Here is a 15,632-nt window from a genome sequence, read left to right on the forward strand (position 1 = left end):
AACGTGGTTGGGACTTTTAAAACAGCAGCAGGCCTTAAATGATTCGGTCAGTTACACGGCAGAATAAAAGAAAAGATGGAGGGGTTTAAAGAATGAGTGGAACGATCGAAGTTGTACAATCCAGTGAGTTGGTACAGAAAGCCCGGCAGGCTAAAGCGGCGGCTTCAGCATTGGGGAAAATGACGACCGAACAAAAAAATAAAGCCCTTGAATTGATTTCAACCCAATTATTAGAAGAACAAAAATTCATATTGGCTGAAAACAGCAAGGACTTAATTATTGGTAAAGATAACGGAATGAATGATTCTTTATTGGATCGTTTGAAGTTGGATGAAAAGCGTTTAAAAGAAATGGCAGATGCTTTGATTCTTCTGACCGAACTAATTGATCCGGTAGGAGAAGTTTTGGAACAATGGGAACGGCCGAATGGTCTTGATATTTCAACAGTACGGGTGCCCCTTGGTGTAGTTGGAATGATTTACGAAGCAAGACCAAATGTAACTGTTGATGCCACAAGCTTATGCCTAAAGACGGGTAATGCGGTTCTGCTTCGCGGCAGTTCCACAGCTATTCATTCAAACAAAGCACTTGTTCAAGTGATTCACCATGCACTTGAAAAAAGCGATTTACCAATTGAGGCAGTACAGCTTCTAGAAGACACTAGCCGGGAAACAGCATCGGAGATGTTCAAGCTAAACGACTACTTGGATGTACTGATTCCACGAGGCGGAGCCAAGCTGATTCAAACGGTTGTGAAAAACGCGACAGTGCCGGTTTTGGAGACAGGGGCAGGCAATTGCCATATCTTCATAGATGAAACCGCTGATCCAGGGATGGCGATCAACATTGCCATCAATGCAAAAACACAAAGGCCATCCGTCTGCAATGCTTGTGAAAGCATAATTGTACAGAAAAACTGGGCGGATGATCACCTCCAGGAATTGGTTAAGGCCCTTCAGGAAAAGGGCGTTCAAATTCATGGAGATGCATTTGTTCAACAAGGTGGAAATCAGATTATTCCCGCTGGAGAGGAAGATTGGGGAACTGAATATTTGGATTTGGAAGTCGCCATAAAAGTTGTAGAAACGGTTGATGAGGCTATTACCCACATCAATCAGTATGGAACTAAACATTCAGAAGCGATTATTTCAGCCTCAAATGAAAATGTAGAGAAGTTTTTCATGGAAGTTGATGCAGCTGCCGTTTATCATAACGCCTCTACCCGTTTTACAGATGGGTTTGAATTCGGGTTTGGAGCTGAAATCGGTATCAGTACCCAAAAGCTTCATGCACGCGGACCAATGGGATTGCCTGCATTAACATCGACTAAATATGTTGTCAGAGGCACTGGGCAAATAAAATAATGGAGTTAAAAAGCTATGCGGCGATTGTTAATTAATTTAGCCCATAGCTTTTTTTTTGCATAAAAAGTGTAAAAATTTAAACATATTACGATAAATAGGTAATTATAATTATGAAATAATTGGGAAAGTATATAGACTATAAGCTCACTATTGACTTATAATGAAAAAAATCTAGAAAAAGGCAAACTTCTCCGAAAGGGAAGGACGCAAAGCTATGAGCCTAAACGTTTTCTAAACGCATGGTTGTCAAGTTGCCTGGGCTTCTATTGTGAGCCAAGGTTACAATAGGAGGAAATAGTGATGATGAAAAAATTACTGATGGCGGGTGTGGTGCTATTGTTCTTATTTAGCCAAAACACTGGGAATGCAGAAGCAGCGGATCGCAATGTCCGGGCAACTTGGTTATGGAATCCATGGATGATCTATAGCGATGAGGCCGGTACTCTTGCATTTTTGGAAAGTAAAGGAGTCAATAAAGTATATGTTCAAATTGATGCTGATATTCCATCGTCAGTGTATCGCAGCTTTATTGAAAAAGCAGGAGCAAAAGGAATGCGTATATTTGCACTAGACGGCGCTCCTGGCTGGGTCGCTCCAAAAGGCGCAATTGCTCAAGACCAATTAATGGCTTGGGTTAAAACTTATCAAACTGGCTCAACTGCCAAGCAAAAATTCGCTGGTATCCATTTGGATGTGGAACCATACTTATACAGCGGTTGGAACACTAACCGGGCAGCAACTGTCAAAGCATATCAAGATTTATTGACCAAAGCGAAGAACAGCGCAACTACACTTAAGCTTCCTTTAGAAGCGGACCTTCCTTTCTGGTTTGATGAAATTTCTTACAAAAATACTTACGGGAAAGGCGTTCTTGCTGAATGGGTAATCGCAAAAACAGATAGTGTCAGCATTATGTCTTACCGGGATACAGCCCCTTTTATTATTGACCTTGTTAAAAATGAACTTGCTTATGGGCAAAAGTATGGAAAAACAGTTGTTGTCGGAGTTGAAACAGATCAAACCGATGAAGGAAGTTCCATCTCTTTCTATGAAGAAGGGGAAGCGTTTATGAACCAGCAGCTTTCCATCGTTACCAACCACTATTCAAGCCATCCAGGATTTGGCGGCATTGCAATTCACCATGTCGATAGCTGGAAAACGATGGCTCCGTAAAGATAAATTTTAAAAACAGTGCATGTCCGATGGGACAGCATTGTTTTTTTTTAGGTAATTTTCCATTAAAATATACTCATTATTTCGAGTAAATGATAAACTAAATTTTTATCGTGTTTAGCAATTTTCAAATTCAGGAAAAACAGAGTATGTTAGTCAAAATTTTAATCGGAACGGGGGTTAGCCGGTGCTGGAATTATTTATATGGTTAGTTGTAGGTTTGCTTGGAGCACAATTGCTTATATTATTTTGTTTAATTTTATGGAAAGCAAGAACAATAAGCCATGAGAACAATATAGACGAAATTATAAATTCATTAAAACCTCAATTTATCGATTACCTTGAAGGAAGACGTCCTTCTGAACCAAACTTGCCGAAAAGCAAAAACACGCAAGCTGTAATCATGGAAAAAATGCTGGATGAATTTTATAGCGACAGCTATGGCAATCTAGAAGAGCGGAAGCTGAACCAATTGGCGGAAAAATACTTAGCAGCCCATTATCGCAAAACATTAAAAAGAGGAACATGGGCGGAACGAATCAATGCTTTGTATTTCATAGAAGACTTCTATTTGGTTTCATTACGGGAAGATGCCTATCAGCATTTTCTGAAATTGAAGAAACAGGATGAGGAATTCCGACAATGCTTACGGGTATGCGCTTCTTTGCAAGAAGAACGGATCTTACCGGTCATTACTGAGAAAGAAGGGCTGTCGACCGGATTTATCAAAGAGCTATTGTTCCGATTGAATGAAAGTTTGATGGGAAAAATCTTAGAAAAAATCGAAAACAACAACGATATAGCTGAAAATGTTCTATTTGCTTTTATTACATTTAACGGCGAGCAAAAAAACGAACCGTTTTTCTCTTTCGTGGAGAATAAAATATTTGATGAACGAAAAGAAGTTCGCTTGAAAGCTTTGAACAGTTTGTGCAATTACGGAAAAGTTTCGAATCCTTCTATATTGGATGCTTTTTTTACTTCATCTTATTGGGAAGAGAGAATGTATGCAGCAAAGTTAACAGGAGCATGCAGCCTTCCTCAATATAAACAGGCCTTGTTGGAATTGCTTTCCGATCCTGTCTGGTGGGTTCGTTTTGCCGCAGCGGAAAATATCAAAACCTTCCCGGATGGCGAAGCTTTGCTTAGGCAAGTTGCGCTATGGGATGAGGATGCTTATTCCCGAGACATTGCAAAACATATGTTGACGAGAAAAGGGGGAATAGGTGCATGAGCAGCAACTTCTTAACTGTGTTGATTGAATTTATCTCGTGGGGAATCATTTTTTACATGATATCGGCTGGGCTGATTTATGTCATGCTTTTTCTGGTCGCGAGCCCCCGTATAAAAAAAGAGAAAAAGCTAAGCCGGCATGAACAAATCGAAGAACTTTCAATCAATAAGGATACCTACCCCATTTCGATTTTAGTTCCTGCCTATAACGAAGAAGCAGGAGTTGTCAGTACGGTCCGCTCTTTATTGTCGTTAAATTATCCTCAATATGAAATTATTGTAGTAAACGATGGATCAACCGATCGAACGAGCGAAAAAGTGATTTCACAGTTTCAAATGGAACCCATTGAATTGGCGCTCCGTACATATTTTAAAACTGGGGAAATTACGCGGGCTTACCGGTCCGCTCTTCATCCGGAATTGTTTTTAATCGAAAAAGTAAATGGCGGAAAAGCGGATGCCTTGAACGCAGGAATAAATTTTTCTCGTTATCCTTATTTTTCAGCTATTGATGGCGATTCAATCCTAGAACAAGATGCTCTTCTAAAAACAATGAAACCGATCGTCGATTCTGCGGGGCGCGTGACAGCAACTGGCGGAACCGTAAGAATCGCAAACGGCTGTAAAATAAACAAAGGTGTCATTGAACGGGTGTCGCTGCCGCATAAACCATTAGAGATTATGCAGATTATCGAATATTTCCGGGCGTTTTTAATAGGCCGCCTTGGCTTCAGCCGCATCAATATCCTGCTGATCATTTCCGGTGCGTTTGGCGTATTTGAAAAAAGCCGGGTTATTAAAGTCGGAGGATATAAAACAGATACAGTGGGAGAGGATATGGAACTCATTGTCCGGCTGCACCGGTCAATCAAAGATGAAAAATCAAAGCAGCGGATTGAATATATCCAGGATCCGGTATGTTGGACAGAAGCGCCAAGTACTGTTGCTTCACTTCGCGCACAGCGCATTCGCTGGCAAAGAGGGCTGGCGGAAACTTTGTGGACGCATAGAAAGATGTTATTTAATCCGAAGTACAGAGGCATCGGCCTTTTCTCTTTCCCTTATTACCTGTTCGTCGAACTGCTGAGTGCAGTGTTTGAGGTGTTAGGCTACTTTATCATAATTGGCGGGTTGGCTTTTTCGTTCATCGACCCGGATATTGCGTTAGTAATGTTTTTGGTGATGGTCCTCTATGGTTCCTTATTGTCTTCCTTAGCTGTTCTATTGGAAGAATGGACCTATCACAAATATCCTACTGTAGGGAGTATCGTCGTTTTGTATCTGTATGCACTGACAGAAACTTTCTGGTATCGAATCTTAATGAATGTGTGGCGGGTCAAGGGCCTGTTTTATGCATTCAAGAAAAAGTCGGTATGGGGCAATATGGAACGCAAAGGCGTTTTCTCAGAAGATTAAAAAAGGAAGCCTATTTCTAGGCTTCCTTTTTTATTGATTTATTCAGTTTCACCAAATGTTTTTTGCAAAATGTAGTAAGACTGTTTTAACCGTTCTTCTGAGTCCGGCAGGTTCCATTTATCCCATGTATAGCGAGCCGGTTGTTCCGCTTCAAACGCTTCAGAAACTTTTCCGTCTTTACTGGATAAGCTGGCTGCCACGTTTATGCCTTCAATGGTGGCAGAAGACTCCAGGCCGTCTTTTTGCAGGTCTCCGATAAATTCGCGTTGGCTCGGGTCTTTTGCATTGAGCAGCATCCATGGAATCCGGATTTCCAAAATACCGGTTTCTTTTGAAAAGTAATAGTCATTCAAGGAATCGTATTCCTTGTCTTCAGGGTTGGCGATGCCAAACTGCAATTTTCCTGTTTCATAAGATTCAAAAGGAAGAATTTCCCCCGTATCCGGCCGCCTAACTTCTTTGTTCAAAGCCAATCGGATTGGATGGAAAGTGGCATCGATGTTTTCTTTTGCTTTGGGAATCATCTTCAACTGATTGTAATAATCAAAATAGAAGCTGTCATAATTTCCTGCAACGAATAGATTTGCTTGTTCTTCGCCTTTGATTTTCAGATGGAAGTCTGCAGAAAAATCCGCTCCAGGCATAGAATCTACAACTATCCCTTTATCGCCTCGAATATTAAAGTAGGCGTTAAAATCCTGATTTCCCCACCAATCGGTATCAGCAGGGTCGAATTCAGCTTTTAAGTAAACATAGCGTTCGTCTGAATCCATAGATAATGTTTTCATAGTGCCAGACTCTTTTTCGTACAGAAGCTGGCCGTCTTTCCAATCATCCTTGCCATCCACTTTCACCTTTAAGCGGTCAAAGCTGAGCAAGCCGAATTGCTGTTCATTGGTTTGGGCATTCGACCAAAACGGCCGCTGATCCGGATTATCGTAATCCATCGTATTCCAAGTCCGTTTAAACCATTCATCCTGCCAAGTGAATACCATTCCGCCAATCAAGCCTTCATGGAGAATATCTTCATATAAGCTGCTGACAATGTCTCCTTGTTGCTTCTCGGATAAGAATCCTTGATTCCAACCAGAAGGGTTTTCATGGGTTTTTCCGCGCGATGCCGGAACCCCAAATTCAGCAACAAGAATCGGCATATCATGAGAAGCGTTCAAGTCTTTTAAATAACCCGCATAATTGTTTTTCTTGCCTCGATGATCGATGAATTCCGTGTAATCTTCTTCGAGGTTCATGAAGTCTGGATAATAAGGATAAACGTGATAGGAGGCGAACATGCCAGCTTTTTCAGTTTCGCCTTTCGCTTTTATATGGTTCGGGTCAACTGTCGCCAAATCTTCCTGTACACTTGGCTCTGCCGGATGTTCCAGATTGTCTGTTGTCGGCCAATTGGTGAAACTTAACGGCCGCATGCTCTGGTAGTTGCTTAATTCATAATCTGCAAGAACGTCCAATTGCTGGGCCAGCCAGTGTTCCATTGGATTGGCATTTTCGGTATAGACATGCTTTCCAGCGAAATCGCCTAAATTCGGATAGTCCTCATCCATTTGTGCAACTGTTAGTGGATACCATTCAATTCCGATCATCCATCCAATTACATACGGGGATATGTCGGTATTATAAGTACCGTAAGCATGCCCCGGTTCTTGTTCAACTTTGGCGTTTCCATGGACAACATCGACGACTTTTTTAATTTCCCTCTGGAAGGTCTCCGTAATCTCAGGAGTAAACGCATCCAGGGTTTCAACTAAAGGTTCTTCATCGATCCATATGCCGTGATACAAATAGAGCGGTTCTTCAGCTGTTGCGTTATAACGCGCTAAGGCATTATAAAAAGCGGGTGGGTGCAGCGTATAGACGCGAAGCGCGTTAGCGTTCATATCGCCAATGGCTTTAAACCAGCGATCGTATTCTTCATTTGAAATTGCAGCTTCGCCAGGAAAACTTCCCGGCTTGGCCATTCCCAAGTTGACGCCTTTGACCGTGAAAGGCTCCCACTTGCCATCTTTGTAAACTTCAAACTCCTGACCGTTTATTCGGGAAGGGTAGGAAATGCCATTACTTTCCGCTAGCGGCACTAGTGCTGTTTCATCTATAGATGATTTCGCATTTTCGTTTACCGGTTCCTTGGCGTAAGTATTTGCCAAGATGGTTTTCATCATCGGTGTATAGGTTTTCCAATAAAAATTGCTTTCTCCGCCAAGCGCTTCAAATGACAGGAACGAGCGGATATTCGCGAATGCCGCGTACCGATAAAAATTCGGCATATTGCCGACATCTACAAAATCTCCGGCAAAATAATAAACATTCGACTGAGCTTTTTGTTGGTAAAGAACCGCTGGAAAAGCTTCAGGAATGCCGGCTTCTTTTAGTTTGGCTGTTCCTGATTCCTTTAAATTCCACTGATAATCGGCGAGTACTTCCGCTTCTGGAGCGGCTTCATTTATGTCGAACCAATAATCGAAGGAAGGGCTTTTATCGAGCGAGAAGTGTTCCTGTCCTTTTTCAGTAAATGTAACATGCAATCCGCCGGGGCCGACTTCCCCTTGTTCTTCAGAAAGGACGACTACCGTCCCCTCGGCATCATTAACCAGAATAAAGCCGCCGCCTTCAAAGGACCAATCCTCGCCTTCTTCTTTTTCATAATTAGTAACAATCCATTGGGGCACTTCACCGGCGGAAAAGTCCAAATCCACAAAATGCCGGCCGCTCCAGCCGCTCCAGTCCAGTGCAAGAAAGTCAGTAATGTCTTTTCTGACATCTTCTGGCGTAGGGGAAGCGAACGTGTTGAATTCGACCACCAAGTCCGCGTTGTTTTCGTTCACTTGATTTTTAATGGCTTCCCATTCCTTCATTTCCAGGCCACCGTAAAGGAGGGAAGAAGAGCCAGGTTCTTTTTCTTCCTGTTGCCAAGGCAAATCTTCTTCATAGACGCCATATGTATCGGCAAGATAGATAAGATTCTTGCCCTCTAATGAATCAGGAACCGGGCGGGTCTCGTAGGTTTTGGCAGATTCATCAGGGACGAAGCCAAAATAATCTTTGTTTGCTTCATAAGCCTTGCCTTTAGAATTGACATAGCGGTTGTGATTTAAAAGCCAGGAAAGCCCTTGATGTTCCCGGTAAGTTTCGTTGGGTACTGTTTTATCGATGATTGCTACTTCAACGTTTTTTTCTTCTTTAAGAAACCAAATCAAAATTGGCAACGCTAATACAATTCCAATGACTAATATGGTCAAAAGAATTTTCTTCACGGCACTCACTCATTTCTTCTAAGGATAGATGTACTTTAAGATATTATAGCTTAACAGTGTTAAAAAATAGAAATTTTTGATGTGCAAATGTATTGTATTTCCACTTCTTGTTTTATCGCACATAAAAAAAGCTCCCGATGCAAATCGGGAGCTTTTACAAGAGCGAAATTAGTTTTGAACGCCTTCGCTTTCTTCCTGGTAGACAGGAACCCATCCTTCAGTCGTAACGAAAATGCGGACAGCAACAACTTTACGGTCTTCTGCCAATGTAAAGTAATGTGTAATGTTTTCCGGAACTGAGATCAAGTCTCCAGGAGATAGGTGAACCTCGAAAAAGCGCTCGTCTTTTCCTTGGATGATAAAGACGCCGTGGCCGCTGACAATATAACGGACTTCGTCGTCTGTATGGATGTGCTTGCGCTGGAAGTTTTTCAACAGCTCATCCAGTTTCGGATTTGAATCCGACAAAGAAATGATGTCAGCAGCCTGATAGCCACGGCGTGTTGAAATATCATCAATTTCTGTTTTAAACGCTTTTAAGATTTCGTCTTTTTCTTCGTCGCTCAAGTCAAATTTTTCACGCAGGTGTTCAGGCAATTTGTTGATATCCCAATGCTCATAAATTACTTCCTGTTTTTCCAAGAATGCCGCCACTTCGTTTTGCGCTTCGATTGTTTCATTTGTTCCTTGAATTTTGATGATAGCCATTAGAATCTTCCTCTCTTATTTTGAATACATTTGGTTTAAAGTTAATTGATATTGAAATAAAAACTCACAGGCTTCAAGCAGCTTTTTGGCTTCAAAACCGTCTTTCCCCCAAACCGTAATGCCGTGGTTCCGGATCAATACGGCTCCTTTATCGGTACCGAGATGCTGGCCGAATTCCAGAGCGAGGCGGGGAATATCAGCGTAGTTCGGAATGATTGGAATCGACAGCAAAGCATCTTCTTCCCACATGCCAAACGCCTTGATAAGTTCCTGGCCTTGAAAATCTATTTTACCGTCATCGCCGTATAGTTCGGAAATAACGTTATTTGCTACTGTGTGGACGTGAAGGCTGCATCCGGCAGTAGTTTTCGAATAAACAGCGCAATGCAGCAATGTTTCTGCCGAAGGTTTTAAATGCGTTTTCTCTACTGGCTTTCCAGCTGCATCGACAAGAAGGAAATCTTCCGCTGTACGCTTCTTCTTATCTTTCCCGCTTGCCGTAACTAAAAACTCAATAGGTGCATTATTCACCTTTATGGCTAAGTTTCCGCTGGTTCCCATGAACCAATCTCTTGCAGCCAGTTCATCTTTGATATCTGCGAGTTCGGTCCACTTTTCTTTAATTTCTGTCATAGTTTCACACCTAACCGCGAATCGATGATATCCATGACTTCATGGAAGTTAGTGAATGGCTCGTAAGGAATATTCAGTTCCTCACATTTTTCGATCAGAAAATCCCTGGCAATGACAAGGTCAGCTTGCTTTGCCGCTTCTAAATCGGTGATGGAATCTCCGATGACGATGCTTGTAGCATCGCTTTCCAACAGTGTTCGGATAATGGACGGTTTGCAGCATCCGCAGCCTTGGCTAGTGCATTCACTATCGCAGCTATGCGGGTAGTGAATACGGATAGTATCTCCTGAAAAATCCGATTCGTTGCAGTAAACTCCGGCAAATGGACCGTACGGCTGGAGCAGAGGATGAACGAAAAAGTCGATGCCTCCACTGACAATATAAAGCGGAATGCGATTCTTTTTTGTATAAGCGACAAAGTCGCCAAATCCTTCCCGAATCTGGGCTTGCTGGAGTACATATGAGATAATCTCATCTTTTGCCGAGACCGGAAGAAGTGAAAACATCTTAGCAACACCTTCACGTATAGAAAGAGTTTGGTCGAGTACGCCGTCTTTGACAGGCAGCCATTCGGGCGGTGCAAATTTTTTCATGATGGCAATGATATTGTCTTGGTCGGTGATAGTGCCATCAAAATCGCAAAAAATGATCGGTTTGTTCATATTGTTTACCCCCATAACTCAAGTGCCGTTTTTAATTCGGCATGTTGTTCCCCTGCTTCGGCCAAATCGATTCCATTTAAGACAGCATCAACGGCTTGCCTGAAAGCGAGTCCGCCGCCTGCAGCGCCTGCCGGATGGCCGTGGACGCCACCGCCTGCATTAATGATGCTTTCGGTGCCATAATCGTTGATCAAAAGTGGAACGAGGCCGGGGTGGATCCCTGCTGAAGGGACCGGGAATGTTCGTTTTACTCCACTCGCTTTTGTCAATTCCTCGCCAAGGGTAAGTGCAGCAGATTTTTCAAGGGCTACACTTCCGTAAGGTGAGGGAAATAAGGAAAAGTCCGCGCCTGCATACCGCGTCAGCTTGCCAAGGGCAAGTGGTGTCGCCACTCCATAAAATGGAGATGAAGTAAATGCTCCGCTAAATGCGGGATGGGCCATGAGCGGCAAGGCAATGCTGTCATCTTCGGCCAGTTCCTGCAGAACATCAAAGCCGTATGCATGAACATTGAAAAGAAGAGCATCGGCACCAAGTTCACGTGCTTTTCGTGCCTTGTCTCTTAACTCGGAAGTGCGGCCAGACAGATTGGCAGCATATAATGTACGATGGCCTGTTTCTTCGTAAACTTGGCGAAGCACTTCTTTGCCGGTTGTGATCCGGCTTTCAAAAGGGGTCAATGGATTTTCAAAAAGAATTTCATCGTCTTTAACAAGGTCTACACCGCCAAGCGCCTGTTGCCGAAGCTGATCAGCCAAATAATCCAAATCACGGCCGATGACGCCTTTGAAAATGCTCATAACCAGTGGACGATCGATAACGCCCAGTTTATCGCGGATTCCTTCGATGCCAAAGCGGGGACCAGGGAAATGGGACAGCAATTCGTCATCAAATTCAAGGTCCAACAATTTCACTTCGCCGTCGAGCGATAATTTACCGAAAACGGTTGTCAAAATAGCCGGCAAGTCAGGCGAAAAATTAACACTCGGATAAGAAATTTTCACTTCCGCCCGAATTTGTTCCGATTTCAATGGATGGGAGATATCGGCAAATTCGGTTACTGAGACGACGGTTCCCTTATGTTGCTTTAATTGTTCCTGTTCCAATAAAGGCAAATCGGTCCAAGATCCGACAGTCAGCCCGAGTGCAATGCCTTCCGCTTTCTTCCCAAAAGATCCTGCCTGTCCGAACAGCTGGTATGTAGCTGTTAATCTGCTCAAATGATTTCACGCTCCTAAACAAAAATAAAAACCTCTTCCAACAAGAAGAGGTTAAGGGTTTAACAACTTCTTATTTCTCAGCCTATAGGCTGCAAGAATTAGCACCGTGTCCGTTATTGGACCGGTTGCCGGGTATCATAGGGCTCGTCCCTCCACCTGCTCTAAATAAGAAAATATTCTATTGGTTTTCAAAGTCATTACTCAAATTAATTTTGATTATTTCACGCCTGAGGAATTCTGTCAATTATGTTCATTAATAAAAATTTAGAACAATGTGATTGACACTCTATTCTGAACCGTGATAGTATTCATTATCGAGCCAATAAACAAAATAACATCATAATATTAATACTCTTATCAAGAGCTGGCAGAGGGATAATGGCCCAATGACGCCCAGCAACCGACTGTAATACCGTTGTGAGACGGGGCGCATATGCGCCGGGATGAAAATCCTGCAAGGCACGGTGCTAATTCCATCAGAGACAAAAATCTCTGAAAGATAAGAGGTGAAGAATCTCTTATTCTGCGCCTCTTTCTTAACTGAAAGAGGCTTTTTATATGCAAAGAAAGGTAGATGACCATGACCACAACGACACAATCATATAAAGCTTTAACCGATGAAAGCGCCATTGCGTTAGCGGAAAGTTTGAACTTTTTTTCGCAAGGCGCCAAGCTGGAAAGCCAAGAAATCGGTGATGGCAATTTAAACTATGTTTTTAAAATCACGGACGGCGAAAGCGGCAAGGGCTTGATCATTAAGCAGGCATTGCCTTACGCGAAAGTTGTAGGCGAAAGCTGGCCGCTGACGTTAAAGAGGGCAACCATTGAAGCAAATGCGCTCAAAAAGCATGGTGAATTTGTACCGGAACTGGTTCCGGCTGTCTACGCCACCAACGAAGAATTAGCGTTTACGGTGATGGAGGACTTGTCTCATTTGACCATTGCCCGGGAAGGTTTGATCAGCGGAGAAGCTTATCCGAAACTATCGGCTGACATCGGCAAATATCTAGCAAAAACTTTATTCCATACGTCTGATTTTGCGTTGCATCCTTTTGAGAAAAAACGTTTAGCAGTGGAATTCTCAAATCCGGAACTTTGTAAAATTACAGAGGATCTTATCTTTACTGACCCCTTCTTCGACCACGAAACAAACGATTTCGAGCCGGAACTTCAAACGGCAGTCGAAGCTATCTGGAATAACGGACCTTTAAAACTTGAAGCGGCCAAATTAAAGAAAAGCTTTTTGACGGAAGCAGAAGCGCTGTTGCACGGAGATCTTCATACAGGAAGTATTTTTGCAAGTGAGACGGAAACGAAGGTCATCGATCCGGAATTCGCCTTTTACGGACCTATCGGTTTTGATGTCGGTTTGTTCCTGGCAAACTTGATTGCCCAAGCGGTTACACGGGAAGGCGAGAAACGGGAAGCAGTCATTCGCCACATCGAGAACACATGGAAAGTGTTTTCTTCCACTTTCTCTGAGCTATGGGAAGAGAAGGGAATCGAAGCGTTCAAAGATACTAAAGGGTATAAAGAGTTCGTCTTAGAGAAAATTTTCCAAGACGCCATCGGCTTTGCAGGCTGCGAATTAATCCGCCGTACAATTGGACTGGCACACGTAAAAGACTTAGACGGCATAGAAGAGCCGGAACGCCGCATCGGTTTGAAAAAGCAAGTTTTGCAGACTGGCGAAGCATTAATAGTAAAACGCAAAGACCTGCCAACAATCGCTGCAGTAATTGCGTTAGTAGAGGAGCAAAACTGATGAGCATTCCGTTATCCATTCAATGGACCGATCAGCAGCTTGTGATATTGGATCAGCAAAAATTGCCCCATATTATTGAATACATTGAACTGAATACAATCGAAGATGTTTACGATGCCATTTTAAAATTAAAAGTGCGCGGTGCCCCGGCAATCGGCATTACAGCCGCTTACGGATTGGCGATTGCCGCCCAGCGCCATGAGCCGGAAAGTCTGGAAGCTTTTCACCATTACGTTCGAAAAGATGCTTCCTATTTGGCCGAGTCGCGGCCGACAGCAGTCAACCTGGTTTGGGCATTAGAGCGCTTGCTCGCAGCCGTACAACAAGCAAAGACAGTGGAAGAAGCGAAAGCGCTGCTGATTGATGAAGCAGTGAAAATCCATCAGGAAGACGAAGAATCGTGTCGAAGCATCGGCGATTATGCCTTGTCTCTTCTGGAAGGACAGACAAGAGTCATGACAATCTGCAACGCTGGATCGATCGCCACTGCAAAATATGGTACAGCACTGGCGCCGTTCCATCTCGGAAGCGAACGCGGCAAAACGTTTGAAGTGTTTGCCTGCGAAACCCGTCCGGTGTTCCAAGGTTCCCGCCTGACGGTATGGGAACTGCAACAATCCGGCGTAGACGTTACATTGATCACTGACAGCATGGCAGCTCATACTATCGGCGCTAAAGAAATAGAAGCGATCATCGTCGGCGCTGACCGCATTGCAGCAAATGGCGATACCGCCAATAAAATCGGGACGCTCAATTTAGCTTTATTAGCTGCAGCTTATCAAATTCCATTTTATGTGGCTGCACCGGTTTCCACATTTGATTTATCAATCGAAAACGGCAAGAACATCACTATTGAAGAACGCCATCCGGATGAAATTACACACATTGGGGGCGAACCAATTGCACCGATCGGCACAAAAGTATTCAATCCGGCATTCGATGTTACACCTGGCCATTTGATTACAGCCATCATAACGGAAAAAGGAGTCATCCTTCCGGAATACGATAAAAACATTTCTAGCTTGCTAGGAGCACACACAGGAAAAGGGGAAACAAAATGAAAAAACAATCACTTTGGTTACTATCAGCGCTTCTGCTAATCGGTCTTTTGCTGACGGGTTGCCAGCCAAAAGGCAATACCAACGAACAAGCGGCATCCACAAACAATTCAGCGGCTTCCGATCATCCGCTATCAGGGAAGAAAATCGCGTTGATCATGCAAATCAATCTTGGAACGTTCTCGGCACAATACATTGACGGCGTAAAAGAACAAGTTGAAAAGTTTGGCGGCAGTGTTACTGTCTTCACTTCTGATGGCGACTTGGCAAAAATGGCATCAAACCTTGATGCAGCAGTAAACCAAGGCGTAGACGGTATTCTGATCGACCACGGAACAAAAGAAGCGCTGAACCAAGGTGTTGAAAAAGCGATTGAAAAAGGAATTCCAGTTGTTGCGTTTGACACTGGAGTAGAGGTAGAAGGAGTCGTAAACCTTCAGCAAGGCGACCAGGCCATGGCTGAAATGACTTTGGAAAAGTTGGCTGAAGATGCAAATGGCGAAGCGAACATTGTGAAAATTTGGGTCGCAGGATTTGCTCCAATGGAAAGACGCCAAGTAGCTTATGAAGAATTTATGTCAAACAATCCAGGCATTAAGGAAGTCGCGACTTTTGGTGCGGCTACCCAGAATACAGCTCTTGATACGCAATCACAGATGGAAGCAGTTTTGAAGCAATATCCGAACGAAGGCGACATTACCGCAGTATGGGCTTCGTGGGATGAATTTGCAAAAGGTGCAGTCCGTGCCATTGAACAGGCAGGACGTACAGATATCAAAGTATACGGCATTGATATGAGCGATGAGGATTTGCAGATGATGCAAAAAGAAAACAGCCCGTGGATTGCTTCGGCAGCTGTTGATCCGATTGATATCGGCCGTATCCAAGTGCGCTATCTATACCAAAAAATTGATGGAGAAAATCCGGAAGAACGAATTGTTTTAGAACCGGTTTTTGTTGATCAAGAAAGCCTTCCGGAAGAAACAATTACAACAGTGGAGCTTAGCGATCATGTTGAAGGCTGGGGCTCGAGCGACCAAGGTTACACCGACACTCTTCGTGAATTGGAAGGCCAATAATTTCTTGTGTTAAGAGCTGTCCCTTATAAGGGCAGCTCTTTTCTCAGAAAGG

Annotated in this window: 12 protein-coding genes and 3 riboswitches; of the genes, 7 read left to right on the forward strand and 5 right to left on the reverse strand. The window is 43.4% G+C overall.

Annotation, left to right across the window (positions count from 1 at the left end; genetic code table 11):
* Nucleotides 1–92 precede the first annotated feature (92 nt).
* From B0H99_RS09550 to B0H99_RS09565, 4 genes are all read left to right on the forward strand, one after another.
* Complete coding sequence (locus tag B0H99_RS09550; protein ID WP_106533439.1) at nucleotides 93–1,364, forward strand: glutamate-5-semialdehyde dehydrogenase; 1,272 nt, start codon at nucleotides 93–95, stop codon at nucleotides 1,362–1,364.
* Nucleotides 1,365–1,534: 170 nt separating this feature from the next.
* Nucleotides 1,535–1,623: riboswitch (cyclic di-GMP riboswitch) on the forward strand.
* Between the two features lie 41 nt (nucleotides 1,624–1,664).
* The gene (locus B0H99_RS09555; RefSeq protein WP_245894480.1) at nucleotides 1,665–2,537 is read left to right on the forward strand and encodes a histidine phosphatase family protein; all 873 of its coding nucleotides are present in this window, start codon (nucleotides 1,665–1,667) and stop codon (nucleotides 2,535–2,537) included.
* A gap of 187 nt (nucleotides 2,538–2,724) precedes the next feature.
* Nucleotides 2,725–3,771: a HEAT repeat domain-containing protein gene (locus B0H99_RS09560; RefSeq protein ID WP_106533440.1), complete on the forward strand. Its 1,047-nt coding sequence runs from the start codon at nucleotides 2,725–2,727 to the stop codon at nucleotides 3,769–3,771.
* A complete protein-coding gene (locus B0H99_RS09565; protein ID WP_106533441.1) occupies nucleotides 3,768–5,186 on the forward strand; it encodes a glycosyltransferase family 2 protein in 1,419 nt (472 codons plus the stop codon). The genes B0H99_RS09560 and B0H99_RS09565 overlap by 4 nt, the downstream gene beginning before the upstream one ends.
* A gap of 38 nt (nucleotides 5,187–5,224) precedes the next feature.
* Here the strand turns inward: B0H99_RS09565 and B0H99_RS09570 are convergent, their stop codons facing one another.
* From B0H99_RS09570 to mtnW, 5 genes are all read right to left on the reverse strand, one after another.
* Nucleotides 5,225–8,455, reverse strand: a complete 3,231-nt coding sequence (locus B0H99_RS09570) for a hypothetical protein (protein WP_106533442.1) — start codon at nucleotides 8,453–8,455, stop codon at nucleotides 5,225–5,227.
* Nucleotides 8,456–8,623: 168 nt separating this feature from the next.
* Nucleotides 8,624–9,163 carry a 1,2-dihydroxy-3-keto-5-methylthiopentene dioxygenase gene (locus B0H99_RS09575; RefSeq protein ID WP_106533443.1) on the reverse strand — a complete coding sequence of 180 codons (540 nt, stop codon included), beginning with the start codon at nucleotides 9,161–9,163 and terminating at the stop codon, nucleotides 8,624–8,626.
* 15 nt (nucleotides 9,164–9,178) lie between these two features.
* Nucleotides 9,179–9,796: a methylthioribulose 1-phosphate dehydratase gene (locus B0H99_RS09580; RefSeq protein WP_106533444.1), complete on the reverse strand. Its 618-nt coding sequence runs from the start codon at nucleotides 9,794–9,796 to the stop codon at nucleotides 9,179–9,181.
* Nucleotides 9,793–10,458, reverse strand: coding sequence for a 2-hydroxy-3-keto-5-methylthiopentenyl-1-phosphate phosphatase (locus B0H99_RS09585; RefSeq protein ID WP_106533445.1), 666 nt, complete (start codon nucleotides 10,456–10,458; stop codon nucleotides 9,793–9,795). The genes B0H99_RS09580 and B0H99_RS09585 overlap by 4 nt, the downstream gene beginning before the upstream one ends.
* Before the next feature lie 5 nt (nucleotides 10,459–10,463).
* A complete protein-coding gene (mtnW, locus tag B0H99_RS09590; RefSeq protein ID WP_106533446.1) occupies nucleotides 10,464–11,678 on the reverse strand; it encodes a 2,3-diketo-5-methylthiopentyl-1-phosphate enolase in 1,215 nt (404 codons plus the stop codon).
* Between the two features lie 67 nt (nucleotides 11,679–11,745).
* A riboswitch (SAM riboswitch) is annotated at nucleotides 11,746–11,850 on the reverse strand.
* Nucleotides 11,851–12,029: 179 nt separating this feature from the next.
* Nucleotides 12,030–12,184, forward strand: a riboswitch (SAM riboswitch).
* A 68-nt stretch (nucleotides 12,185–12,252) separates the two neighbouring features.
* Between mtnW and mtnK the strand changes: the two genes are divergently transcribed.
* From mtnK to B0H99_RS09605, 3 genes are read left to right on the forward strand one after another with little or no spacing between them, the layout of a single operon-like run.
* Nucleotides 12,253–13,443, forward strand: a complete 1,191-nt coding sequence (gene mtnK, locus B0H99_RS09595) for an S-methyl-5-thioribose kinase (RefSeq protein WP_106533447.1) — start codon at nucleotides 12,253–12,255, stop codon at nucleotides 13,441–13,443.
* On the forward strand, nucleotides 13,443–14,504 hold the full coding sequence (gene mtnA, locus B0H99_RS09600; protein WP_106533448.1) for an S-methyl-5-thioribose-1-phosphate isomerase: 1,062 nt from the start codon (nucleotides 13,443–13,445) through the stop codon (nucleotides 14,502–14,504). The genes mtnK and mtnA overlap by 1 nt, the downstream gene beginning before the upstream one ends.
* On the forward strand, nucleotides 14,501–15,580 hold the full coding sequence (locus B0H99_RS09605; RefSeq protein WP_106533449.1) for a sugar ABC transporter substrate-binding protein: 1,080 nt from the start codon (nucleotides 14,501–14,503) through the stop codon (nucleotides 15,578–15,580). The genes mtnA and B0H99_RS09605 overlap by 4 nt, the downstream gene beginning before the upstream one ends.
* Nucleotides 15,581–15,632: the final 52 nt, after the last annotated feature.

It is taken from the genome of Planomicrobium soli, from assembly GCF_003014655.1.
In the GTDB taxonomy this organism is placed as follows: domain Bacteria; phylum Bacillota; class Bacilli; order Bacillales_A; family Planococcaceae; genus Planococcus; species Planococcus soli_B.